Annotated in this window: 15 protein-coding genes and 1 pseudogene; 2 read left to right on the forward strand and 14 right to left on the reverse strand. The window is 68.3% G+C overall.

All coding sequences use genetic code 11. The annotated features are described in order from the left end of the window. Nucleotides 1–56 precede the first annotated feature (56 nt). Nucleotides 57–1,004: a YihY/virulence factor BrkB family protein gene (locus tag ABQE89_RS13985; protein ID WP_448417463.1), complete on the forward strand. Its 948-nt coding sequence runs from the start codon at nucleotides 57–59 to the stop codon at nucleotides 1,002–1,004. Nucleotides 1,005–1,065: 61 nt separating this feature from the next. Here ABQE89_RS13985 and ABQE89_RS13990 read toward each other — a convergent pair whose 3' ends face one another. The 13 genes and pseudogenes from ABQE89_RS13990 to ABQE89_RS14050 all read right to left on the reverse strand — a co-directional run bounded on the left by ABQE89_RS13990 (nucleotide 1,066) and on the right by ABQE89_RS14050 (nucleotide 24,272). Further along, nucleotides 1,066–5,028 carry a DNA-directed RNA polymerase subunit beta' gene (locus ABQE89_RS13990; RefSeq protein ID WP_448417465.1) on the reverse strand — a complete coding sequence of 1,321 codons (3,963 nt, stop codon included), beginning with the start codon at nucleotides 5,026–5,028 and terminating at the stop codon, nucleotides 1,066–1,068. A 44-nt stretch (nucleotides 5,029–5,072) separates the two neighbouring features. Then, nucleotides 5,073–8,573, reverse strand: a complete 3,501-nt coding sequence (gene rpoB, locus ABQE89_RS13995; RefSeq protein WP_448417467.1) for a DNA-directed RNA polymerase subunit beta — start codon at nucleotides 8,571–8,573, stop codon at nucleotides 5,073–5,075. A 274-nt stretch (nucleotides 8,574–8,847) separates the two neighbouring features. Next, nucleotides 8,848–10,755, reverse strand: a complete 1,908-nt coding sequence (locus tag ABQE89_RS14000) for a hypothetical protein (RefSeq protein ID WP_448417469.1) — start codon at nucleotides 10,753–10,755, stop codon at nucleotides 8,848–8,850. A gap of 86 nt (nucleotides 10,756–10,841) precedes the next feature. After that, nucleotides 10,842–12,593, reverse strand: a complete 1,752-nt coding sequence (locus ABQE89_RS14005) for an alpha/beta hydrolase (protein WP_448417471.1) — start codon at nucleotides 12,591–12,593, stop codon at nucleotides 10,842–10,844. A gap of 85 nt (nucleotides 12,594–12,678) precedes the next feature. Continuing rightward, a pseudogene (locus ABQE89_RS14010) lies at nucleotides 12,679–14,835 on the reverse strand (molybdopterin-containing oxidoreductase family protein); the annotation flags it as partial. 21 nt (nucleotides 14,836–14,856) lie between these two features. Next, nucleotides 14,857–15,942 carry an ABC transporter ATP-binding protein gene (locus ABQE89_RS14015; protein ID WP_448417473.1) on the reverse strand — a complete coding sequence of 362 codons (1,086 nt, stop codon included), beginning with the start codon at nucleotides 15,940–15,942 and terminating at the stop codon, nucleotides 14,857–14,859. A gap of 195 nt (nucleotides 15,943–16,137) precedes the next feature. Then, on the reverse strand, nucleotides 16,138–16,533 hold the full coding sequence (gene rplL, locus ABQE89_RS14020; RefSeq protein ID WP_448417475.1) for a 50S ribosomal protein L7/L12: 396 nt from the start codon (nucleotides 16,531–16,533) through the stop codon (nucleotides 16,138–16,140). A 51-nt stretch (nucleotides 16,534–16,584) separates the two neighbouring features. Further along, complete coding sequence (rplJ, locus tag ABQE89_RS14025) at nucleotides 16,585–17,115, reverse strand: 50S ribosomal protein L10 (protein ID WP_448417477.1); 531 nt, start codon at nucleotides 17,113–17,115, stop codon at nucleotides 16,585–16,587. A gap of 273 nt (nucleotides 17,116–17,388) precedes the next feature. Then, a complete protein-coding gene (locus tag ABQE89_RS14030; RefSeq protein WP_448417479.1) occupies nucleotides 17,389–17,817 on the reverse strand; it encodes an anthrone oxygenase family protein in 429 nt (142 codons plus the stop codon). Nucleotides 17,818–17,875: 58 nt separating this feature from the next. Next, nucleotides 17,876–18,778 carry an ROK family protein gene (locus tag ABQE89_RS14035; RefSeq protein ID WP_448417481.1) on the reverse strand — a complete coding sequence of 301 codons (903 nt, stop codon included), beginning with the start codon at nucleotides 18,776–18,778 and terminating at the stop codon, nucleotides 17,876–17,878. After that, the gene (locus ABQE89_RS14040) at nucleotides 18,778–19,326 is read right to left on the reverse strand and encodes a DUF7158 domain-containing protein (protein WP_448417483.1); all 549 of its coding nucleotides are present in this window, start codon (nucleotides 19,324–19,326) and stop codon (nucleotides 18,778–18,780) included. Before ABQE89_RS14040 ends, ABQE89_RS14035 begins: the two co-directional genes overlap by 1 nt. After that, nucleotides 19,323–23,477 (reverse strand): glycoside hydrolase family 38 N-terminal domain-containing protein, encoded by a 4,155-nt coding sequence (locus tag ABQE89_RS14045; RefSeq protein WP_448417485.1) that lies wholly within the window; start codon nucleotides 23,475–23,477, stop codon nucleotides 19,323–19,325. Before ABQE89_RS14045 ends, ABQE89_RS14040 begins: the two co-directional genes overlap by 4 nt. 27 nt (nucleotides 23,478–23,504) lie before the next feature. Continuing rightward, on the reverse strand, nucleotides 23,505–24,272 hold the full coding sequence (locus ABQE89_RS14050; RefSeq protein WP_448417487.1) for an endonuclease/exonuclease/phosphatase family protein: 768 nt from the start codon (nucleotides 24,270–24,272) through the stop codon (nucleotides 23,505–23,507). Nucleotides 24,273–24,317: 45 nt separating this feature from the next. On the opposite strand from ABQE89_RS14050, the gene ABQE89_RS14055 reads away from it, so the two are divergent. After that, the gene (locus ABQE89_RS14055; protein ID WP_448417489.1) at nucleotides 24,318–24,869 is read left to right on the forward strand and encodes a hypothetical protein; all 552 of its coding nucleotides are present in this window, start codon (nucleotides 24,318–24,320) and stop codon (nucleotides 24,867–24,869) included. Here ABQE89_RS14055 and ABQE89_RS14060 read toward each other — a convergent pair. Continuing rightward, entirely contained in the window at nucleotides 24,859–25,818 is a 960-nt protein-coding gene (locus ABQE89_RS14060; protein WP_448417491.1) for a helix-turn-helix transcriptional regulator, read from the reverse strand. The two genes, ABQE89_RS14055 and ABQE89_RS14060, sit on opposite strands and share 11 nt — an antisense overlap. Nucleotides 25,819–25,826: the final 8 nt, after the last annotated feature.

A 25,826-nucleotide genomic window follows, 5' to 3' on the forward strand; every position in this document is an offset into this window, starting at 1 on the left:
AGGCTGCCGCCCCGACGCCCGCCGCCACCCGCGGCGACCACCTACCCTCGACAAGCGTGGCACCGCTGTCGTCGTGGCTCGCCGGGTTCGCCGCCCTCGGTTCGACGCTGCAGCGACGGGCCATCTCGATGCTCAACCGTGCGCCCAGGCCATTGCGGCAGGCCTGGCGGTTGATCGCCCGCACCGTCCTGGACTCCATCAGGGACCGCGTGCCCGGCCTGGCCGCCGAGGTCGCGCTGTTCACGCTGATCTCGCTGCCCGCGCTGCTGATCGCCGGCCTGGGTTCGCTCGGATACATCGCCGAAGTACTTGGCCCGCAAGGCACCGCCGAACTGCACCGCCTCGTGCTCGAGGTGCCGCAGTCCCTGCTCGCCGAGCGGACGTTCGCGTCGTACCGGGAGGTGGTCGAGGCCGCACTAGAACAACGTCGCGGCAGCGTGATCTCGGTCGGCATCCTGCTCAGCGTGTGGACCGGTTCCAGGGCGGTGAACCGCTGCGTGGAGACGGTCACCATCGCCTACGGCGTCGAACCGCGGCCCGCCTGGCGTCGGCGGCTGCTCGCGCTGGGATTGACGGTCGCCGCGCTCATCGGGGCGGTCGCGATCCTGCCGCCGCTGGTACTGGGACCCAAGGTCGTGAAATGGCTGACCCCCGACCCGCTGACCGACACCACGCTGCGGGCGCTGGACGTGTTGTTCTGGCCGGGAATCGCGCTGCTGATCCTGGTCGGGCTGGTCACGCTCTACCACGTCGGCGTGCCATGGAGCACGCCATGGCGTCGCGACATCCCCGGGGCCGTGCTGGCGGTGGTGCTGTGGCTGGTGGCGTCGGCGGCGTTGCGCGCCTATCTGGCGGTGAGCCTTCGCGAGGGCACCGTGTACAGCCAGCTCGCGGTGCCGATCGCGGTCGTGCTGTGGCTCTACATCACCGCGCTGGCGGTGTTGCTCGGGGCGGAGTTCAACGCCCAGATCGAGAAGATGTGGCCGCACACCAGGACCGGCTGACCCCACACCCGTCGGCGACGAAAAAACCCCCGGCCGAGACCGGGGGCTTTTTCGTGACTGGTCAGCGGTAGTCGCTGTAGCCGTAGTCGTCCAGCGGCACCGCGGCACCGGTGGCCTGGCCGAAGTCCGGGCTGTAGTACTGATCCTCGTAGGACGGGATCGTGTACGCGGCGGCCCGGGCCTCCTCGGTCGGCTGCACCTGGATGTTGCGGTACCGGTTGATACCCGTACCGGCCGGGATCAGCTTGCCGATGATCACGTTCTCCTTCAGACCCTGCAGCTTGTCGCTGCGGCAGTTGATCGCCGCATCGGTCAGCACACGCGTGGTCTCCTGGAACGACGCCGCGCTCAGCCACGAATCGGTGGCCAGCGACGCCTTCGTGATGCCCATCAGCACCGGGCGACCCGCCGCGGGCTCGCCGCCCTCGGCGACCACCCGACGGTTCTCGGCCTCGAACTCCGCACGCTCGGTCAGCGAGCCGGGCAGGAACTCCGTCGCGCCCGAATCGATGATGGTCACGCGGCGCAGCATCTGCCGGACGATCACCTCGATGTGCTTGTCGTGGATCGACACGCCCTGAGCACGGTAGACCTCCTGGACCTCCTTGACGAGGTGGATCTGCACCTCGCGGGGGCCCTGCACACGCAGCACCTCGTGCGGGTCGGCCGAGCCTTCCATCAGCTGCTGGCCCACCTCGACGTGGTCGCCGTCGGCGAGCAGACGCTCGGTGCCGTCGGCGTGCTTGAACACCTTCAGCCGCTGACGACGGGAGAGCTTGTCGTAGACCACTTCCTCGCCACCGTCATCCGGGATGATGGTGATCTTGTAGAAGCGCTCGCCCTCCTCGAGCTGCACCCGCCCGCTGACGTCGGCGATCGGCGCCTTGTCGCGCGGGACACGCGCCTCGAACAGCTCCTGCACGCGGGGCAGACCACCGGTGATGTCGCTACCGCCGGTGACGCCGCCCTGGTGGAACGTGCGCATGGTCAGCTGGGTGCCGGGCTCGCCGATGGACTGCGCGGCGACGATACCGACGGCCTCGCCGATGTCGACGAGCTTGCCCGTCGCCATCGAACGGCCGTAGCACATCGCGCACACACCGGTGCCGGTGCCACACGTCAGCACCGAGCGCACCTTCACCTCGGTGATGCCCGCCGCCAACAGCGCCTCGATCGCCGGGTCGCCCAGGTCGTGGCCGCGCTCGACGATCACGTTGCCCTTGGCGTCGACGGCGTCGGTCGCCAAAGTGCGTGCGTAGGCCGAGGTCTCGATGTGCTGATCGCGCACCAAGGTCGCGTCCTTGCCGGAGCCCTGCGTCTCGGCAAGCGTCACCGTGATGCCGCGCTCGGTCTCGCAGTCGGTCTCGCGAACGATGACGTCCTGGGATACGTCGACCAGACGACGGGTCAGGTAACCCGAGTCGGCGGTACGAAGAGCGGTGTCCGCCAGACCCTTTCGGGCGCCGTGGGTGTTGATGAAGTACTCCAGCACGGTCAGGCCCTCGCGGAACGAGGACTTGATCGGACGCGGGATGAATTCACCCTTCGGGTTGGTCACCAGACCCTTCATGCCTGCCAGCGTCCTGGTCTGCGTGAAGTTACCCGTGGCACCCGAGTCCACGATCAGGATGATCGGGTTGTCGTCGGGATAGTGCTCGCGCAGCGCCTGACCCACCTCTTCGGTGGCGTCCTGCCAGATCTTGACCAACGCTTCGTTGCGCTCATCGTGGTTGAGCGCGCCACGCTGGTACTTCTTCTCGATCCCGTCGGCTTCCTTCTCGTAGCGGTCGAGGATCTCCTTCTTCTGCGGCGGCACCAGCACATCGGACATGGCGATGGTGACACCCGAGCGGGTGGCCCAGTAGAAGCCGGCATCCTTGAGCTTGTCGACGGTCTGCGCGACCACGATCATCGGGTAGCGCTCGGCCAGGTCGTTGACGATCCGGGCCTGGACCTTCTTGTGCATCTGCTCGTTGACGAACGGATAGTCCAGCGGCAGAAGCTCGTTGAACATCACCCGGCCCAACGTGGTCTCCGTCGACCAGACGTCGCCGGGCTTCCAGCCGTCCGGGAACAGTTCGGCCTCGACGTCGGCGGGCGGACGCTGCTGCGGCAGCCGCACCCGGATCTTGGCGCGCACCGACAGCGCACCACGGTCCATCGCCATGACGGCCTCGGCGGGCGAGCCGTACACCCCGGTCTCCGGACGATCCTTGGCGGCCGGCGTGTACTCGCCGGGCTCGCCGTCGATCATCGTCGTCAGGTAGTACAGACCGGTCACCATGTCCAGACGCGGCATGGCCAACGGGCGGCCCGACGCGGGCGACAGGATGTTGTTCGACGACAGCATCAGGATGCGTGCCTCGGCCTGCGCCTCCGCGGAAAGCGGCAGGTGCACGGCCATCTGGTCGCCGTCGAAGTCGGCGTTGAACGCCTCACACACCAGCGGGTGCAGCTGGATGGCCTTGCCCTCCACCAGCTGCGGCTCGAAGGCCTGAATGCCGAGGCGGTGCAGCGTCGGTGCGCGGTTCAGCAGCACCGGGTGCTCGGCGATGACCTCTTCGAGCACGTCCCACACCTGCGGACGCTGGCGTTCGACCATCCGCTTGGCGCTCTTGATGTTCTGCGCGTGGTTGAGGTCGACCAATCGCTTCATCACAAACGGCTTGAACAGCTCGAGCGCCATCAGCTTGGGCAGACCGCACTGGTGCAGCTTGAGCTGCGGGCCGACCACGATGACCGAACGGCCCGAGTAGTCGACGCGCTTACCGAGCAGGTTCTGGCGGAACCGGCCCTGCTTGCCCTTGAGCAGGTCGCTCAACGACTTCAGCGGACGGTTGCCCGGCCCGGTGACCGGACGGCCGCGGCGGCCGTTGTCGAACAGCGCGTCCACCGACTCCTGAAGCATGCGCTTCTCGTTGTTGACGATGATCTCGGGCGCACCGAGATCGATCAGCCTCTTGAGCCGGTTGTTGCGGTTGATCACGCGGCGGTACAGGTCGTTGAGGTCGGAGGTGGCAAAGCGGCCACCGTCGAGCTGGACCATCGGACGCAGCTCCGGCGGGATCACCGGCACCGCGTCGAGCACCATGCCCATCGGCGAGTTGCTCGACTGCTGGAACGCCGCGACCACCTTGAGCCGCTTCAGCGCGCGAAGCTTCTTCTGGCCCTTGCCACTACGGATGGTTTCCCGCAGCGATTCGGCCTCGGCGTCGATGTCGAAGGTCTCGATGAGCTTCTTGATCGCCTCGGCACCCATGGCGCCCTCGAAGTACTCGCCATAGCGGTCGACCAGTTCGCGGTAGAGGTTCTCGTCGACGATCAGCTGCTTGGGGGCCAGCTTGGTGAAGGTGGTCCAGATCTCCTCGAGCCGGTCCAACTCACGCTGGGCCCGGTCGCGCAGCTGACGCATCTCGCGCTCGCCGCCGTCGCGCACCTTGCGACGCACGTCGGACTTGGCGCCTTCGGCCTCCAGCTCGGCCAGGTCGGCCTCGAGCTTCTGCGCACGCGCCTCCAGATCGGCATCACGCTGATCCTCAACGGATTTGCGCTCGACGGCCATCTCGGCTTCCAGCGTCGACAGCTCGTTGTGGCGCATCTCGTCGTTCACTTCGGTGATGACGTAGGCCGCGAAGTAGATGATCTTCTCGAGATCCTTGGGCGCCAGGTCCAGCAGGTAGCCCAGACGCGACGGCACACCCTTGAAGTACCAGATGTGAGTCACCGGAGCGGCCAGCTCGATGTGGCCCATCCGCTCGCGACGCACCTTGGCGCGGGTCACCTCGACGCCGCAGCGCTCGCAGATGATGCCCTTGAAGCGGACGCGCTTGTACTTACCGCAGTAGCACTCCCAGTCGCGGGTCGGACCGAAGATCTTCTCGCAGAACAAGCCGTCCTTCTCTGGCTTGAGCGTGCGGTAGTTGATGGTCTCCGGCTTCTTGACCTCGCCGTAGGACCAGTTCCGGATGTCCTCGGCGGTGGCGAGGCCGATCCGGAGCTCATCGAAGAAGTTGACGTCTAGCACGTAACTCCCTTTCCCCTTTCGGGACTAGAAAACTGAAGAAATATCTACGCAAGGTCCTCTACGGAAGCAGATTCGTTGCGGGACAAGTTGATTCCCAGATTCGCCGCAGCGCGCTCCAGGTCCTCGTCGTCGCCGTCGCGCATCTCGATCGCGGCGCCGTCGCTGGACAGCACCTCGACGTTGAGGCACAGCGACTGCAGTTCCTTGAGCAGCACCTTGAACGACTCGGGGATGCCCGGCTCGGGGATGTTCTCGCCCTTGACGATCGCCTCGTACACCTTGACCCGGCCGACGGTGTCGTCGGACTTGATGGTCAACAGCTCCTGCAGCGTGTACGCCGCGCCGTAGGCCTGCATCGCCCAGCACTCCATCTCGCCGAACCGCTGGCCACCGAACTGCGCCTTACCGCCCAGCGGCTGCTGGGTGATCATCGAGTACGGGCCGGTGGAGCGGGCGTGGATCTTGTCGTCCACCAGGTGGTGCAGCTTGAGGATGTACATGTAGCCGACCGTCACCGGATACGGGAACGGTTCGCCGGAGCGGCCGTCGTACAGCATCGCCTTGCCGTCGGCGTCGACGAGCTTCTCGCCGTCGCGGTTGGGCAGCGTCGAGGCCAATAGGCCCTGCAGCTCGTCGCCCGTGGCGCCGTCGAACACCGGCGTCGAGACGATGGTGTTCGGCTCGGCCTCCAGCAGGTCGTCGGGCAGCTGGCCGGCCCACTCCGGTTTCCCGTCGACCTTCCAGCCGCTGTGCGCGGCCCAGCCCAGATGGGTTTCCAGGATCTGGCCGATGTTCATCCGTCGCGGCACACCGTGGGTGTTGAGGATGATGTCCACCGGGGTGCCGTCGGGCAGGAACGGCATGTCCTCGACTGGCAGGATCTTGCCGATGACGCCCTTGTTGCCGTGGCGTCCGGCCAGCTTGTCACCGTCGGAGATCTTGCGCTTCTGCGCGACGTAGACCCGGACCAGCTCGTTGACGCCGGCGGGCAGGTCGTCGTCGTCCTCGCGGGAGAACACCCGGATGCCGATCACCTTGCCGGACTCACCGTGCGGCACCTTCAGCGACGTGTCGCGCACCTCGCGCGCCTTCTCGCCGAAGATCGCGCGCAGCAGACGCTCCTCCGGGGTCAGCTCGGTCTCGCCCTTCGGGGTGACCTTGCCGACCAGGATGTCGCCGTCGCGGACCTCGGCGCCGATGCGGACGATGCCGCGCTCGTCGAGGTCGGCCAGCACCTCATCGGAGACGTTCGGGATGTCCCGGGTGATCTCCTCGGCGCCCAGCTTGGTGTCGCGGGCGTCGATCTCGTGCTCCTCGATGTGGATCGAGGTCAGCACGTCCTCTTCGACCAGGCGGTTGGAGAGGATGATCGCGTCCTCGTAGTTGTGGCCCTCCCACGGCATGACCGCCACGAGCAGGTTCTTGCCCAGCGCCATCTCACCGTTCTCGGTGCACGGCCCGTCGGCGATGACCTGGCCGGCCTCGACCCGGTCGCCTGCGTCGACGATCGGGCGCTGGTTGGCGCAGGTGCCGTGGTTGGAGCGGGCGAACTTGCGCATCCGGTAGGTGTGCCGGGTGCCGTCGTCGACCATCACGGTGATGTAGTCGGCGGAGACCTCCTCGACCACACCGGCCTTGTCGTTGACGACGACGTCGCCGGCGTCGATCGCGGCACGCAACTCCATACCGGTGCCGACCAGCGGCGCCTCGCTGCGCACCAGCGGAACCGCCTGGCGCTGCATGTTGGCGCCCATCAGAGCCCGGTTGGCGTCGTCGTGCTCGAGGAACGGGATCATCGCCGTCGCGACCGACACCATCTGGCGCGGCGAGACGTCCATGTAGTCCACCTCGGCCGACGAGACGTACTCGACCTCGCCGCCCTTACGGCGGACCAGCACGCGCTCCTCGAGGAAGTGGCCCTTGTCGTCGATCGGCGAGTTGGCCTGGGCGACGACGTAGCGGTCTTCCTCGTCGGCGGTCAGGTACTCGACCTCGTCGGTGACGATGCCGTCCTTGACCTTGCGGTACGGCGTCTCGATGAACCCGAACGGGTTGACCCGCGCGTACACCGACAGCGAACCGATCAGGCCGATGTTCGGACCCTCCGGCGTCTCGATCGGGCACATCCGGCCGTAGTGGCTGGCGTGCACGTCACGCACCTCCAGGCCGGCGCGCTCACGGGACAGACCACCGGGGCCCAGCGCCGAGAGGCGACGCTTGTGGGTCAACCCGGACAGCGGGTTGTTCTGGTCCATGAACTGCGACAGCTGAGACGTGCCGAAGAACTCCTTGATCGCCGCCACGACCGGGCGGATGTTGATCAGGGTCTGCGGCGTGATCGCCTCGACGTCCTGGGTCGTCATCCGCTCGCGAACGACGCGCTCCATCCGCGACAGGCCGACCCGGATCTGGTTCTGGATCAGCTCGCCCACGGTGCGCAGACGGCGGTTACCGAAGTGGTCGATGTCGTCCACCTCGACAGGCACCTCGACGCCGCCGGGCACCGTCATCGTGTCGTCGTTCTGATGCAGGCGCACCAGGTACTCGATGGTGGCGACGACGTCCTCTTCGGTCAGCGTCGTGGTGGTGATCTTCTCGCCCGGCGCCAGGCCCAGCTTCTTGTTCACCTTGTAGCGGCCGACACGCGCCAGGTCGTAGCGCTTCTCCTTGAAGAACAGGTTCTCCAGCAGGGTCTGCGCGGACTCCTTGGTGGGCGGCTCGCCCGGGCGCAGCTTGCGGTAGATGTCCAGCAGCGCCTCGTCCTGATTGGCGGTGTTGTCCTTCTCCAGCGTCGACATCATGATCTCGGAGAAGCCGAACCGCTCGGTGATCTGCTCGCTGGTCCAGCCGAGCGCCTTGAGCAGCACGGTCACCGGCTGACGGCGCTTGCGGTCGATGCGCACGCCGACGGTGTCGCGCTTGTCGACGTCGAACTCCAGCCACGCGCCGCGGCCGGGGATCACCTTGACGCTGTGCAGCGTCTTCTCGGTGGACTTGTCGATGGTCTCGTCGAAGTACACCCCCGGCGAGCGGACCAGCTGGCTCACCACGACACGTTCGGTGCCGTTGATGATGAAGGTGCCCTTCTCCGTCATCATCGGGAAGTCACCCATGAAGACCGTCTGGCTCTTGATCTCACCGGTGTTGTTGTTGATGAACTCGGCGGTGACGAACAGCGGAGCCGCGAACGTCATGTCCTTGTCTTTGCACTCGTCGACGGGGGCCTTGACCTCGTCGAAGCGCGGATCGGAGAAGGACAGCGACATCGAGCCCGAGAAGTCCTCGATCGGGCTCAGTTCGGAGAGCACTTCCTCAAGGCCGCCGACGGGATTCTCGTCGCCGCGCGCCTTGGCCTTCTCGCGCCACTCATCGGAGCCGATCAGCCATTCGAAGGACTCGGTCTGCACGTCGAGCAGCCCCGGAACCTCGAGCGGCTCGCGAAGCTTGGCGAAGGAAACTCTATTGGGCGCTCCTGGTACGGAGCCATTGGTAGCTACTGCTGACTTGGATTGGCGGGACCCTGCCAAGATGCATCCTTCCAGCACCTAAAGCGACTATCAGGAAGGCCTCAAAGGGGCTTGAGCGCCGACTCCTTCAAAATCGCGTATCTGCGTCGGTTCGGCTGGCCACTCACGACCACGACTTCCCGAACGCACGACACGCAGCCAGATCACTGAGCCGGAGCTCAGGCCAGGACATCGGTGTCAGGTGCGGGTTTAGGTGGGCAGGACGCAGCCAGCGCAACGTCCAACAATAGCGCAGGACGGCGCATTCCTCAACCACGGCATGCGACGACTGGGCGGGCGCTGGCTGGCGTCCTCAACCCATACATACATGCTGCCCAACAGACTGGCGCGTGATCGCGCGTCCGTCAAGAGATAACGCGGTGTTTGGTGTGGAGTTTTGCGCCGGCGGGGCGGGGGCGACCGTCGAACAGGTGACGAAGTCGTTGGAGTTGATCGAGTGCACGAGCGCGGCGAAGATCCGCTCGAAGGGCGACAGCGCATGTGGCGGGCCCGGCAACACGTAGCCGCGGGCAAGGCCGGCCTCGGTGGGGATGTCGACGACGGTCTGGCCCGGCTCACCCGGGGTGCCGTAGATACCGGTCCGCGTCGCCGGGTCATACACCCGACCGGCGTACATATCGGTCAGCCAACCCTGGGACAGGACCTGGACGGCCTCGACGTTCTCCGGGGCCGACGTCCCGAAGACGAGGCCGACGAACGCCTGGACAATGCCGAAGTAGGCGCTGCTCTGGAACGCGTCGGAATGTGCACCGTTGATCAGCTGGACACCGCTGAACTGGCCGGGACGCTCGGTGGACAACAGCTGGTTCGCGGCGCCGTAATAGTTGAACACCACGGGCTCTGCAGCGATGTTGAGCACCGGCACCGACAGCGGCAGCTTGTCGAGGGCCCGGCCCAGCGCACCGTTTGCCGCAGAGCCGTCGTAGAGAAGGACACCGACCATATTGGCCTTCTCCGCCCCCGGAGCTGAGTCGTAGTAGTGGCCGGCGGCACCGGCGGCCAGCATGCTGCCTGCGGATTGCCCGGAGAGGACGAACTCCGTCGGAAGCGTGCCCTCGTATCCGGCGGCCTGTGCGCTGGCGAGCAGCGCGCCGCGGTCGCCCTCGAACAGGCGCGCCACTGCGGCGTGCATCGGGTCGGCGGTGAGGCTGCATCCGTCGCAGGCGAAATAGTTCGAGGTGATCGACGGCGCGACGACGATCGCGTTGTTGCGCTCCGCAAGCTCGGTCAGCGTGCGGTCGTAGACGAACGCCCGCGCCAGGAAGCCGTGCTGGAAGTAGATGAGCTTGTCGGGTTCCCCTTCTTTCGGGTAGTACCAGTCGGCGTCCGCCGTGTACCCGTCGCCGCAGTCGATCTCCAGGGTGGATCGGCCCGCGGTCACTGACCTTTCCGGCAGCACCACGGGCGGCGCCTCGACGAGCTTGACGACGAAATCCAACAGACTCCAGGCGAGGGTCCCGATGACGTTGAGCAGCGTGGGACCGGTCATCTGCTGTTCGGTCTCGACCGGGGCGGCGAGCGCGTACACCGCGGGTTCGTCGGGGGCGTCTGGAGTGTCTTCGGCGGCGGTCTTGGCAAGCTTTGTCTCGACGGTCTTCGTCTCGACAGTCTTGACAGTTCCGGACAGGTCCTCGTTCGCCGGGCCCCTTTCCGCCGGCTCACCCCCCGCCGGCTCGCCCCCCGCCGGCTCGCCCCCCGCCGGCTCGCCCCCCGCCGGCGAACGTTCATTACCGCGCGATATTTCGGCAAAATTTCGATCGGTAATGAACGTTCGCGCATTCGCAGGGCCGTTGGAGGCTGACTTCGGGGTGTCCAACGTCGATCCCCGGCCGACGACCTCGCCTTCTCCGGCGCCTTCTTCGGTCGTCTCGCCGTCGACGTCGATATCATCGAGCCCCGCGCCGCCCTGGTCCTCAGCGTCGGTGTCGGTCTGGTCGTCCACGGGTTGTGTCACGTCGACAGAGCTATCGGCCCGGTCCTGCAATGTCGGGTCGAGATCCGCATTGTCAGCCGAATCTGTTTGCGCGTCAGTGGAATTCGACGACTGCGACATGCTGGTATCAGAGTCGCCCGACGCCGAACCGCCGTCTGCGCCGGCGTCCGGTCCGGCGGTCGCGATCCCCGCGCTGAGCAGCATGCCGGTCGACAATCCGGCAGCCAGAATCCCGGCGCTCAGCCACGCCAAGAACCGGTCTGCCATCGCCACTCCCGCTGCCGCCCGTCCCCGCAGCAAACGATAACCGGGTCCACCACCGAGTCGGCGGATTTATACGGAGCGCTTATCGGTCAGGCGGCGATGGACTCGGAACACTGCCCGATCGCGTCGGCCACGCATGTCGGTTCGAACGTGAAAATCCCGCCGCTGAGCGAGACGAACTGCTGCAACGGGTTCAAGATGAAATCTCGGGTGAGCGAGTTGGGCAGCGCCACCGCGGTCGCGGGCCCCTTGGGGGTGACGATCGAAATCTCCTCGCCGAGGTCCCCGTAGATGCCGTGGTCCTTGTTTCCGGCGAACATGTCCTTGACCCAGCCGACCATCAGCATTTCGGCCGCGGCCCCGTTCTCGGGGTGCGAATAGCCGGCGACCAATTCCTGTGCGAACTGGATGAGCGGGTTGCCTCCACGCATCGAGTCGACGTGCGATCCGTCGACCAAGGTGACGCCCACGAACGTCCCCGGGCGCGCCTGGACCAACGCGTCGATGCCGACGCCGAAGTTGTTCCAGAAGTAGACCGGGGCCGCCAACTGGTAGATCGGGATTTCGTCGGGCACCTGCTTCAGCGACTGCAACATCTTGTCGGGGGCGTCGAGCCCGACACCGTCGAGCAGCACCACCCCGGCCAGCTTGTCGATGCTCGCGTTGCCGGACATGAAGCCGGCGGCGCCCGAGACCGCGCCGCCCCCGAGCGAGTGGCCCATCAGCACGACACGGTTCGGGATCGGGTCCGCGTACCCGGCGGCGAGCGCGCTCTCGGCGAGCGCCCCGTTGTCGTCGCGGAACAGATCCGCGATGGCCTTGTGCATCACCGGCGCGCCCAGCCAGCAGGCGTCGGCGGCGAGGAAGTTCGACGTGATCGACGGCGCCACGACGATGCTGTTGGTCTGCTCGGCCAGGGCCGCCGCGGTGTGGCTGTACCACGGGCCCCGGGCGAGGAAGCCGTGCTGCAGGTAGATCAACTGATTCGGCTGCTGCTGGCCTTCTTCGACCTCCGGGAAGTACCAGTCGGCCTGAACCTCGTAGCCCTCGCCGTCGTCACACCCGCAGTCGAGGAACAGGGTGGAGGTGCGCACCGTCACCGTGCTGTTGGCGGGCAGGATCGGCGGCCCGCCGACGAGCTTGGTGGCCAGTCCGTACAGGTTGAACACGATCGTGCCGATCATCCGGACGATCCCGGGAATCTGCGGGGCGCCCGCGGTGGCGTCGGCGGCGGCCTCCTCGGGTGCCGCGAATGCGACGGCTTTGGTCTCCTGGATTTCGTCGGCGTCCACGAGCGTCCGTGCCACGAACACCGACAGGCGTTGTTCCTGCGGCTGCTCGGTCTTGTCGGTCCGGCGGTGTTGCGGCTGGGGTTCGGCCACCACCAGATCGTCGATTTCCGGCTCACCGGTGAGGACCCCGTCGTCGGTGTCGACGAGATTCAGATCGGCCGCAGGCGTGTTCGTGCCGGCGGGCTGTCGGTCGCTGCCGCGTGCCTGGTCGAGGTCGTCGGCACCCAGACCGACGGGTTCCTCGCCGATCTCGTCGATCTCGTCGCCGAGGTCGCCGAGGTCGCCGAGGTCGTCACCGAGCTCCTCGCCCGGCTCGTCACCCGGTTGGTCGGCCGACTCGTCAGGCGCCTCGTCGGCCGGTTCGGTCGCCGCGTCGGTCTTCTCGGCGTCCGCGTCGGCGGTGTCCTTCGGCTGCGACGCCGTCGCGGTGGCGCCCTCTGTCGACGAGCCCTCGGTCGCGCCCGCCGCCCCCGCACCGGCGATCGTTGCTGTCATCAGCCCGGCGGCCAGTACGCCCGCGCCGAACCACCTCAGAATTCCTTCGCCCATGCGGGCAAATCTATGGTGCGAACGCGAGCTTGTTGGTGACTTTGCCCGGAATGGACATTAACAAATTCCGGGTCGCGCGGGGACGCTAGACAGCCGCGATGCGGACCGGCACACCGGTCAGCCGCGCCATCCCGGCCAGTCGCTCGATGTCCTCGGGCGCACTGGACATCAGCTGATTGACGTTCGCACCGGCGGCCCGGTTGGCCAGCCGCCACCCGGCGGTGCCCTTGTGCCCCCAGCCGTGCGGAACGGCGACCACCCCGGCGACGATGTCCTTGGTCACCATCACCGGCAACTCGATCTCGCCGTGCGGCGACGCGATGCGCACCACGTCCCCGTCGACGATGCCCGCCGCGGCCGCGTCATCGACGTGCACGCGGGCGTGCTGGATGCGCCCGCCGCGCATCAGCAGCGGCGAATTGTGCATCCAGGAATTCTCCGAGCGGGCTTCACGCATCCCGATCAACCGCATCGGATATCCGGCTGGGGTGCGTCGTCGTGACAGCTTGTCGACTTCGGCGGCGATGTCGGCGTGCCGCAACCGCACCCGCCCGCCGCGGTAGACCACCACCTCACCCAGCACGCCGTCGCGCAGGTGGGTCGCCAGCACGGTGCCGTGCGGATGCCTCGTCGTCAGCCGCGAGAAGGACAACCCGCCGCGGCGCAGCCCGAAGCGATCACCGCCCTCGGCGAACCGGATCACGGCGTCGACGAGCAGCCGCGGGTTGAGCCGAATCCCGAACGCCGCGAGAGCCTTCCGGGCAGCGGCCAGCATCGTCAACCCCGGCGCCCGACGCCACAGCCGCTGGGTCAGGTCGTCGACGATCTCCCACTCGGATCTGGCCTGCCCGACCGGCGCGATGACGGCCTCGGTGGCCTGCCGGAACGGGGTGGGCTGCAGCGTCTGGAACGGCAGCGGGAAGTCGTCGCGCTCATACATGGTGGTGGCCGGCAACACGTAGTCGCAGTGCGCGAGCGTCTCGTTGACATACAGGTCGATGCCGACCATCAATTGCAAGGACTTCAACGCCGTCTCTAATTCGTCACCGTTGGGCACCGAGAGCACCGGGTTTCCCGCGCTGACGAACAACGCCTTGACCTGGCCGCGCCCCGGGGTGGTGATCTCCTTGGCCATCAGCGCAGCGGGCTCGGACCCCAGCACCGACGGGAATCCACCGATACGCGAGCGCCTGCGGGAGTACACCGTCCGCAACAGCGCCGCGCCCGCCTTGCCCAGCAGGCGTTCACCCGGCAGCCCGAAGCGGCCGAACATGCTGCCGCCCGCGACGTCGAGGTTGCCGGCGACCAGATTGACCGCGTCGAGCAGATAGGTTGTCAGCGTTCCGTTTTCGCCGGTACTGGTGCCGACGCGGCCGTATACCGCCGCGCGCGGGGTGCGGGCCAGGTCACGGGCCAGCGACCGCACGCTGTCGGGGTCGACGCCGGTGTGCACGCGGGTGGCCTCGGGGCGAAACGGCCGGGCCAGCCGCTCCAGCCACTCCCCGCCGTCGGCCTGGCGGGCCAGCCGCGCGCGGTCGACGAGGTTCTCGCCGAACATCACGTGCAGTAGCGACAACAGCAGGTACGCGTCGCCGTCGGGCACGATCCCGAGCCACTCGAACTGGGCTGCGGTCTCGGTCTTGCGCGGGTCGATTACCAGCACCCGCCCGCCGCGCTTGACGATGTCGTGCATGCGGTCCTTGATCCGCGGCACCGTCAACACGCTGCCATGGGACACAACAGGATTCGCGCCGATGACGACGAGCAGGTCGGTGCGGTTCAGATCCGGCACCGGCAGCGCCAGCGGCGTGCCGTACAGCAGCTGGCTGGCGACGAAGCGGTTGTTGACGTCCTGGGATCCGGCGGTGAACAGGTGCAGACGCCGGCCGAATCCGAGCATGAACGTGTTGACGGCCAGCGTGTGCGAATAGCTGAACGCCCCGGGGTTGCCGAAGTACCAGCCGATCGCGCCGGAGCCGTGGCTGCGGTGGATCGCGGCCAACCGGTCGGCGATGTCGGACATCGCCTCGTCCCAGCTGACCGGCTCGAACCCGTCCGCGCACCGCCGAAGCGGCGTGGTGACGCGGTCGGGGTCGTTGACGACCTCGGTGAAGGCGATGCCCTTCTGGCAGGCGAAACCCGCCGAGACCGGGTGGTCCTTATCGGGTCGCAGTGCGGTCAGACGGCCGTCTTCGACGGTCGCGATCATGCCGCACAGCGGCTCGCAGATCCGGCAGAACGTCGGCGTCTGGACGCTCGTTGGCTAGCCTTCGGCGCGCGGGATCGCGCCCGTGGGCGCGTCGTCGTCGAGCTGGCGGTGGCGAGCCGTGGCGTCGGGGTCGGCGCCGACGCTGCTGGTCGCGTAGCTCTGCTGGCCCTCGAGGTCCTCGCGGATCGCTTCCTGCGCCTTGGGCGGCAGGGTGTGCATGAGTTCGCGCACCCGGGCCTGGCGACGGGCCACGGCCTTACGCTCGGGCATGCCCGGCGTGGCGACGATCTGCGGCGGCACACCCTCGATCTCCTCGACACCACCGTCGTGGTGGCCGGCGTCGAACATGGCCTGCTCTTCGGCCATCGTCGACTCGTCCTTCTCCTCGGACATGCCGATCGGGCCGATCCGGCGACCGTTGAGGAACTGCTTGACGACGGGCTCGTCGCTGGTCAGCAGCACCTCACGCGGACCGAACATCACCAGCTTCTTGCGGAACAGCATGCCCATGTTGTCGGGCACGGTACGGGCGATGTTGATGTTGTGCGTGACGATCAGGATCGTGGCGTCGATCTGCGCGTTGATGTCGATGAGCAGCTGGCTCAGGTACGCGGTACGGACCGGGTCGAGACCGGAGTCGGGCTCGTCGCAGAGGATGATCTGGGGGTCGAGCACCAGCGAGCGGGCCAGGCCGGCGCGCTTGCGCATACCGCCGGAGATCTCGCCGGGGAACTTGTTCTCGTCGCCGGCCAGACCGACCAGCTCGAGCTTCTCCATGACGATGTTGCGGATCTCGCTTTCCTTCTTCTTGGTGTGCTCACGCAAGGGGAAAGCGGTGTTGTCGTAGAGGCTCATCGAGCCGAACAGCGCACCGTCCTGGAACATCACGCCGAACAGCGTGCGGATCTCGTAGAGCTCCTTGGCGGTGCACTCGATGATGTTGGTGCCGTCGACGATGATTTTGCCGCGCTCGGGACGCAGCAGGCCGATCAGCGACTTCAGGAACACCGACTTACCGGTACCGGACGGGCCGAGCAGGACGCTGACTTCACCCGGCGGGATGTCCAACGTGACGTCTTCCCAGATTCGCTGGGGCCCGAAGGACTTGGTCAGTCCCTCAACCTGAATGCCAATGCCCACGCGACGTCCTCCCGCCAAGAAAATCTGTCCAGACCACACGCCTGACCGCTTGTGGCTTGAGTCACTGTAGCCTACGCCGTCTCGACACGAAATATTGCCCTGGCCTAAATGTGATCGTTTGCAAAGAACCCGTAGACAGCACTGTGGGGCCGATCCGTTTGCTGGATCGGCCCCACAGGGCGTGTGCTACGTGTCCTACTTGACGGTGACCGTCGCGCCTGCGGCCTCGAGCTTGGTCTTGGCCTCCTCGGCAGCGGCCTTGTCGACCTTCTCGAGCAGCGGCTTGGGTGCGCCGTCGACGAGGTCCTTGGCCTCCTTGAGGCCCAGGCCGGAGACGATCTCGCGGACAACCTTGATGACACCGATCTTCTTGTCGCCGGCGCCCTCGAGGATGACGTCGAACTCCGACTGCTCCTCGGCGGCTTCGGCGGGGGCGCCACCGGCGGCGGCACCCGGTGCCGCGGCCACGGCGACCGGAGCGGCGGCGGTGACGTCGAAGGTCTCCTCGAACTTCTTGACGAACTCGGAGAGCTCCAGCAGCGTCAGTTCCTTGAACGCGTCGAGCAGCTCGTCGGTGGACAGCTTGGCCATGGTGTGGTCCTTCCTTACTTTCTTCTGGGCTTGTGGGTGGTAGTGCGGCTGCTACGCAGCTTCTTCTTTGGCGGACTTCTTCTCTTGCAGTGCGGCGGCCAGCCGGGCGACCTGCGACGCGGGAGCGTTGAACAGGCCGGCGGCCTTGGTCAGATTGGCCTTCATCGCGCCGGCCAGCTTGGCCAGCAGCACCTCGCGCGACTCCAGGTCGGCGATCTGCTCGACCTCGGCCACGCTCAGCGGCCGGCCGTCCATGTAGCCGCCCTTGATGACCAGCGATTTGTGGTCCTTCGCGAACTTCTTGATCGCCTTGGCGGCGTCGACGGCCTCGCCCCGGACGAACGCGATCGCGGTGGGACCGACGAACAGTTCGTCGAGCCCCTCGATGCCCGCCTCCGCCGCGGCACGCCTGACCAGCGTGTTCTTGGCGACGGTGTAGGTGGCGGAATCACCGAGCGATCGGCGCAGGTCCTTGAGGTTGGCCACCGTCAGGCCGCGGTACTCGGTGACCAGCGTCGCCGTCGAGTCCTTGAACTGCTCGGCGATGTCGGCGACCGCGGTGACCTTTTCAGCCTTGGCCATGCATGCCTCCTCGTGGTGGGTGACCATCGGTCGGCAGAGAAGGCGCTGAGGGGCCGGAAAACGACGAACGCCCCGACGCAGACGGGTCGGGGCGCGCAAATACAGCGTCAGCCTCGTCCTCCTGCGTGGGCCGCCCGGGCGATCCGGGACCTTCAACCGATTTCTCGGTGACCGACGGTCTTCGGTGGAACGCCGACAAGAATAGCCTGCCCGCCGCCCATCAGCCAAAACCCATGCGATTTCGGCGTCGCTAGTCGCGCTCAGCGCGACCCGTCACACCGAAATCACCAGCAGGGCGAACACGACGATCAGCAGGGCCACCCGCCGCCAGTGCAACCGGTCCCAGTGCCGGGCCAGGTCGCGGTCGACATCGCCGGCTTCGGCCCAGCGGCCGATGCGGTTGTTGACCGGCACCATCAGCGTGACCGTCATCAGCACCACCAGCGCCATCACCGCCGCAGCGGTCGTGACCAGCCAGTCCTGCCAGGTGACGACGGCGGCCGCGACCAGCGCCACCAGCGTCGCGATGTACCAGAACGGCATGACCTTGCCCAGCAGTCGACCGCTGTCTCGGCGCGCCTGCCAGAACCCGTCGTCCGGCAGCTTGTCCAGCACCGGGTTGGCGAAGACGGCGACGGCGATCTCGACTCCGACCATCGGCCCGGTCACCAGCAGGGCGATTGTTTCGAGGGTTTGCCTCATCCCTCGACCGTGCCACGTATGGGATTTGGGTGCAGTCAGTCGCGGTCAGCGCGACTGCTCACGCCGAAATCGCCAACGCAGCGGCGCCGACCAACCCTGCCTCGCCCCCAAGTTCCGCGGGCACCACCCGCATATCGCGGATGAAGTCCAGCCCGGCGTAGGAGCCCAGCGCCTCGCGCACCGGGTCGAACAGCAGGGCGCCGGATTTCGCCACGCCGCCGCCGATCACCACGCGGTCCAGATCGCACACCGCACCCACCGACGCGATCATCGCGGCGACGGCCGTGGCCCCGCGCCGAAACGCCCGCAGCGCCACGGCATCACCGGCGTTGGCCGCATCGGCCAGTTCCTTGGCGCCGGCCTCGGGCGGTGCGGCCCAACCCTGCTCGCGGGCCCACCGCGCCATCCGCGGGCCCGACGCGATGGTCTCGACACATCCGCGCCCCCCGCAGGTGCACGGCGCACCGTCCGGGTCGACGACGACGTGGCCGACGTGCCCGGCGTTGCCCGTGCGGCCGTCGTAGGGCACGCCGTCAAGCACCAATCCGCCGCCCACGCCGGTGGACACCACCATGCCGAGCAGAAACTGCGCGCCGCGGCCCGCTCCGCGCCAGCGCTCCCCCAGCGCCATGCACAGCCCGTCGCCGCCGAGCCGGGTGGGCGCGCCGACCACGGCCGACACCCGGTCGACGATCGGGAAGCGTTGCCACCCGGTGATGTTGATCGGGCTGACGGTGCCCGCCGCGAGGTCGACCGGCCCGGCCGAGGCGATGCCGACGGCACGAACGCCACCACCGGCCACCGCGAGCGCCTCGGCCAGCAACCGGTCGATCACCGCCCACACCGCCTCGGCATCACCCTTCGGCGTCGGCAGCTTGGCGTGATGGACCAGCTCACCGGCGTAGTCGACCAGACCGGCGGCGATCTTCGTGCCGCCGATGTCCAGCGCCAGGGTCGTCATCAGTGGCGGTGGGTGTTGTCGGGTTGACGCGGATCGCCGGGATGCTCGTAGCCGGGCGCGAGGTCGACGAGCGCCGCGCACCTGGCATCCAGCCACCGCCGGAACGCCCGCCGCCTCGCCGCGCCGCGCAGGTGTGCGGCGACTTCAGCAGAATCGTTGAACCGCAGCGGATTTCGGGCGCGATAGTCCTCGACTTCCCGGTCGGCCACGTCGACGTCGGCGGTGACGGCGACGAACAGCGCTCGAGCGACGGGATCGGCCAGCACCGAGGCGGCCACGCTTCCGAGCTCCAGCCGCACCACCGTGTCGGGCAGCAACTCCGCCTCGGTGGGCGCGTCGGTTGCGTGCAAACCCCGCTCGACGGCCTCGGCGGCGATTACCCGTTCGGTGACGATCACCTGGGTCAGCCACCGACGCAGCTGGCGGCCTTCGCTGGTGCCGGGGCGGGGCAGCGACGACGGCGGCCGCGCCTCCCGCAGCCGCGCCTCGCGCGCGTCGACCTCGGCCACCGACACCCCGACACCGGCGACCGTCGCCGCGACACTCATCGCACCCTCACCCGCACCGCGGGCGAGTACAGCACCTGCCCGCCGCCGGCGACCCGGATCAGCGCCCACCACTGGCCGCGCGGTGCGTCCGGCGGCGGTGCGACGTCGAAGACCAGGTCGACGGAGCTTCGCGCGGGCAGTTCGGCCCCGATCGCCGCGGGCCCCATCCACTCCCATGTGCCCCACGGGCTGATCAGGTGGGCTTCGACGGCGACACCCGCATGGGCGTCGGTGGCCACCGTGACGGTCAGCGGCGCCGTGGCCCCCGCGGTGACGTCGACGGCCTCCGGGTCGGCGACCAGACGCAGCAACCGGTCCTCGGCGGGTGCGCTCAGCGACACGACGCACACATCCTCGACGACCTGACGCCACGCGGCCGGGACATGGCTGCCGGTCACCGCGAGTTCGGCCCGCAGCGGGTACAGGCCCGGCCGGGCGTCGGCGGGTGCGGTCAGCTCGACATTGGTGGCGAGGTAGTCGCCGGCGGGCAGCATGAACGACAGTTCCGGTGGATCGGCGCTCCACCCGTCCGGGCATCCCAGCCGCACCTTGCCGTGCAGGACCGCGTCGGTGCAGTCGCTGGCGACGGTGAGCCGCAGCGAGATGGCCGAATCGGGCTGTGCGTCGAGGCGGTGCGGATGCAGGTGGGCGACGACGGGCAGGCCGCCCAGCGGGGCCGGTCCCCGATTGTGCAGCCAGTAGCGGGCGTACAACGGCTGGGCGGCCTCCGCGTCGGGTGCCAGCGCGCTGTGGTCGGCGCCGAAGACCTGCGGCATGTCGAACCGGGTCAGCACGGTGGCCACCTCGTAGCCGTGCAGGGTCAGCCGGTCGTCGGCCAGCTCCTGCATCCGTGGCTGTTCGAGCAGGTCGACCCGGGCCGCGGCGGCCACCCTGTGCAATCCGGACCTGACCACCACGTCGGTTGTGCGGCCGTGGGTTTCGACCAGTCGGATCGCGACGCCGTCGGACGGGTCGACGGTGCGGCCGCTGCCACCGGCCAGCGGATTGCCCGCGGCCTTGAGCGCGCCGAGTTGCACCGCACCGGCCGGTTCGACCTGCAGCAGCGATCCCCGTGGCGGCAGCCCGCCGTCGTGATGCCCGTTGAACACCGCCGCCGGCGGCCGGGAGAACTCCGCGCTGCGGGCGGGGATTTCGGCGTCGCGCCAGTCGCCGTCGCCGGAGACCACGGCGTAGTCGAAACTGTGGGTCCAGTGCTGGAGCTGAAAGTTCGACCCGTCGGGCGCGGTGCGCCTCGGGGGGTCGATCCAGGTTCCCGAGGGCCAACCGGTACACGAACGCATCAGCGACAGGTGCAAGGTGCCGTCGGAATCGACTGCGAAACCGGGGATTCCACGGTTGAGCACAGCGACGGTGCGGGATTCGAACGGGCCCAGACCCGACGGCGCGTCCTGGGTGACGGGCACCTCGAAGCCGGTCAGGTCGTCGATGACCGCGCGCACCGCGTCGTCCAGCGCGGAACCCGCGATGACGAGCACCGGTAGGGCCCGGGTCCCGCGAAGGTCCGCGCCCGGCGTCCACTGATCGACGAGCGGCGCGACGGCAGGCACCCACACCCTGGCTTGGCCGCTGTGGTAGAGCTGGCGTTTGAGTTCCTCGGTGTAGACGGGGTCGGCGTCGGCCAATACCGCTGCGGTGAAAGCATTCTCGTCGGGCGCGCCAAGTGCGATCCGAGCGTCCGGCAGGTTGGAGTCGACGGTGAGGTCGCCGTAGCGGGGCTTGTCGGCGCTGCTGCAGGTGGCGGTGACGCCGGCGCGGGCCAGCGCGACCATCAGGTCGCGAGCCACCTGCGCCGACGTCGACTCCGCAGCCGACACCACCTCGGCCACCGACACGGCGCGGGTGTGGGCGCCCACCCGCACCCGCACCGCCGAGGACAACCCGAACCAGCCGTAGGCGGGGTTGTCCAGCGTCCAGGGATGCACCGCGGAGTCGACGGCGGATTCGGTGCCGCGCTCGTGCATCAGCCCGAATCCGCGCCCGATCACCGCGTCGCCGACCTCGCTGACCGGCAGCGCCCCCGGCACCGGGCAGGGCCAGCGCAGCCGCAACAGCCGGTCGGCGCCGGTGAACTCGTCGATCGTGGTGTGGCACTCCACGCGGGCCACGCCGTGCCACAGCGTCAGCGTCTGCCGGTATCGCAGCAGGTCCTCGATGCGGCCGGTGACCACCAGGCGTTCGCCGAGCGGGCCGCGGTAGGCCTGCACCGTCGCGGGTTCGGCCGACGAGCACACCACCGGCCCCTTGGGCAGCAGGTGCCACGGGCCCTCCCCGGCCTCCGGATGCGCCGGATACTCCTCGTAGACGGCCAGTTCGTTGCCGACGCGTCCGTTGCCGATCAGTTCGCGGGCCGTCACGGTCTCGGTCAGCGAGCAGACTCCGCCGCCGCGGGCCGGGTCGACGCGAAGGCGGTAGTGCTCGTTGCCGATCTCGGTGCCGGACATGGCTTCCCATCCGCTCGCCGCGTCCGCGGGCTCGATCCGATAGGACTGCCAGCCGATCGACGGCAGGTCGCGGGCAAGCCAGCTGACCGATCCGGCGTCGACGTGGGTGGGCAGCGCGGCGCCGTCGGCGTCGAACACCCGGACCGCACCGTCGACCCGGGCAGTCACCACGTCGGTACGGTTGTGCGCCACCGCATTCCAGACCACCACCGGTGCGTCGACGGCCCGAGACAGCAGCGCCAACGCGTTGTCGCGGGCGCGGGTGCCCAGTTCCCATGCGTCGCGCCATCCCGTCAGCAGATCGAGGTAGACCTGGTCGGATTCCGATCCGGTGATCGCGTCGTGATGGGCACCGTAGACCAGCTGCACGCAAGCCTTGGCCAGCGCGGACTGCGGGTAGGTGGCGCCGGTGAGCAGACCCGCGAACACGGCGAACTTCTCCGCGTCGAGCACGGCCTCCTCGGCTGCCCGGTTGGCCTGCTTGGTGTCGATGTAGGAGACGTCCTTGCCGGTGTAGATGGGGTTCATGTCACGCGTCTGCGGGGACGCCGCGATGTTGCGCTCGGCCAGTTCGGCGCGCACCGCGGCGAAGAACTCACTGGGCAAGGCGCACACGAACTTCGGCCAGGTGTAGCGCGCCGCCCAGTCGCGGTGGATGTCGGTGACCCACTTGTTCGGTGGAGTGTAGTCGGTGCCCACCGGCAGCAGCACGTTACGGGTGAGCGCGACCTTCTTCAGCGAGGCGAACAGTTCGTAGGTGGCGTCCTCGGCCTCCTCCAGCGTCGCCGACGAGTCCATCCACCACCCGGCCGCGTAGTGCGCGGGCATGTAGTGGGTGAGCAGGCCGCGGCCCGAGGGGGCGATCCACTCGAACTCGCTGCAGAACTGCATGCGCTCGGCGTCCCCGCCGCCGGCCATCGGGCCCCATTGGTGGTGCGGTCCGCGCGCCCACGAACTGGACGTCAGCCCGGCGTCGGCGGCCAGTCCCGGAAACTGCGGGTCGTGTCCGAACGCGTCGAGTTGCCAGGCGGTGGCCGGGTCGGCGCCCAGGACCGCGCGCTGAAACCCCATGCCGTGCACGAAATTCCGGATCGTCGTCTCCGGGCTGGTGAGGTTGGTGTTCGGCTCGTTGTACGTCCCGCCCATCACCTCCACCCGGCCCTCGGCGAGCAACCTCCGCAGATCTGCGCGGTCTTCGGGATGGGTGTCCCAGTACGGCTTGAGGTAGTCGACCTCGGCCAGCACGAATTTGTATTCCGGCTCCCGGCGGGCCATCTCGAGGTGCGCGCGCACCAGGTCGAAGCCGTTGGTCTGCCTGCACTGTCCCGGCGGGTCCTCGCTCCACACGCTGGTGTAGGCCGCCTGGGTGTTCCACCACACGGGGTCGTAGTGGAAGTGGCTGACCATGTACATCGTCCAGCCCGGCTCGGCGACGGTGAAGACGAACGGGGTGATGGAGTCGCCCGCGACGACGCGGGCCTCGCGCTGTTGACCGACGACGGGGTCGGCCACCGTGACGGGAACCTCGATGCTGCCGTCGCCCGCCGCGGCCCGGACGCGCCCGGACAGCCCCTCGCCTTCGACACGCACCGTCGCGGCGCCGCCGGTGTATCCGACGCGCACCAACTGCAACGGCGCATCTTCGCGCCCGACGAACAATTCTGTCGACTCCGCCGAAATGACGCGCACCCCAAGACCCTACGTGCGATCACGGCCTCACGGCCGCGAAACGTCGACCACCAGCGCCCGGTGATCGGAGATCGCCAGCGCGGGCGCGTGACACCCGTCGCCCCGCAGCCCGCGGTCGTCGGTGACGATGTGGTCCAGCTGGCGGTCGGGCGCGTCGGCGGGAAACGTCGGCGCCCGCCCCAGCGCCCGCCACCTAGTCCAGCGCGCGACCGGTGGCGGCGGCATGTTCAGATCACCCATCAGCACCCGCGGCGACGCGAAGCCACGCAGGTCGCGAACCAGCCGTCGCAGTTGCACCCGGTTCCAGCCCGGCACGAAAGACAGATGGGTGTTGGCCACGGTCAGCGTGCCCAACGGGGTGTCCAGCGCCACCAGCATCGCCGCGCGGGGCTCCTCGTCGACGATCTGCACGCGGTTGGGGCCGGGCAGATACATCGGAAACCTGGTCGGAATCCGCGGCAGCCGCAGCACCTGCCAGGACTCGGCCCGATAGCGCGACAGCAGCGCGATGCCGTACGCCGCGGTGCCGGGTTGTTCGTCACCGGTGGCGGCCATCCAGGTCGCCCCCGGCGTGCCCGAGATCGCGGCGACGAACCGGTGGCTGACCGCCCCCATCGCCTCGGCGGCGACGGCGGTCAGATCGGCCTTGCCCGAGCGCGGCTGATCGAAGTCGACCTCCTGCAGCGCGAGGATGTCGGCATCGATGCGTTTGACGGCCTCGACGAGCCGGTCGTGTTGGACGACGCCGTCGTGAACACTGCGTCCGTGCAGGATGTTGAAGGTGGCCATCCGCATGGGTACTCCCATACCCACAATCACCGCCGGCCGATCAGGAGAGATGTGCCCCAGAGAAACGACGATCTGCGCGACGCACTCAAACGCGCCGCGGCCGCGCTTCGCGCCGACGGGCCGGACTTCGCGCTGGCCGGCAGTTACGCGCTGTGGGTCTTCGGGGGACCCGAGCCGGTGCACGACGTGGACTTCGTCGTCGCCGAACCCGACGCGGAGAAGGCGGCGGCCACCCTGGAGGCGGCCGGGTTCCGGATCGAGCGCACGCCGGAAGACTGGTTGTTCAAGGCGTGCGTCGGCGATGACTTCGTGATCGACGTGCTGCACCGGCTCAACGGGGTTCCGGTCGACGCCGGAGCGATTCTGGCCGCCGAAGAGTACGACGTGCTCGCGGTGCGGATGCGGGTTCTCGCGCCGACGTCGGTGCTGACGCAGAAGCTCAACGCGCTCAACGAACACCACTGCGACTTCACCAGGCTGTTGCCCGCCGTGCGCGCGGTGCGTGAACAACTCGACTGGCCGCACATTCGCGAGGCCACCTCCGACAACGATTTCGCCGTGGCGTTTCTGGTGCTCGCCGACCGGCTGGGGCTCACCGACTGACGCCGGCCCTTCGCAACCGCTGTGCCACCGCCGTGACCGCCTGCACCACCTCGACCGGTTCGAGGATCTCGAAGTCGTGGCCGACGGAGGCGAAATGCAGGACCATCCGCTCTGGGTCGTCGGCACCCGCGATGACGACGCACGCGTCGGGCCCGTCCGGCTCTATCGTCACCGATGCTGTCGAAAAATGCTGCGCGAGAACGCTTTCCGGTGCGTGGTACCGGACGCGGGCCACATAACGGTACGGCGAGGCGGTGATCGCCCGGCGTACGTACTCGGCCGCGTCGGGTGCGTCGCGGCCGGCGAAGGTGCTGCCCAGCGCCTCGACCTCCGACATCCGGTCCAGCCGCAGGCTGCGCCAGTCGTGCCGGTCGCGGTCGTAGGCCAGCAGGTACCAGCGTCGCCCGGTGGTGACGAGCTGGTAGGGCTCCAACCGCCGCCGGGTGGCGTTTCCGCGGATGTCGACGTAGCCGGCATTGACGTGCTCGCGGTCGCGGCACGCGCGCGCCAGGGTCATCAGCACCTCGGGTTCGACGGGCGGGTCCGACGACGGTGAGGTCAGCGTGACCGTCGCGTCGTGCACGGCCGACACCTGTTCGCGCAGCCGCGACGGCATCACCTGGTCGAGCTTGCTCAGCGCGCGCAGCGCCGATTCGCCGACACCGGCGACCGTGCCGCCGGCCGCGAGGCGCAGGCAGACGGCGACGGCCACCGCCTCGTCGGGATCGAGCAGCAGCGGGGGCAGCGCCGCACCCGCACCGAGTCGATAGCCGCCGCCGTGGCCCCTGCTGGCGTGGACGGGGTAGCCCAACTCGCGAAGGCGTTCGACATCGCGGCGCACGCTGCGGGTCGTCACACCTAGCCGGTCGGCGAGCTCCTCGCTGGTCCACACCCGCCGCGACTGCAGCAACCCGAGCAGTTGCAGCACCCGACCCGTCGTCTCGGCCATACGCCGAT

This window comes from Mycolicibacterium sp. XJ1819 (genome assembly GCF_053483675.1).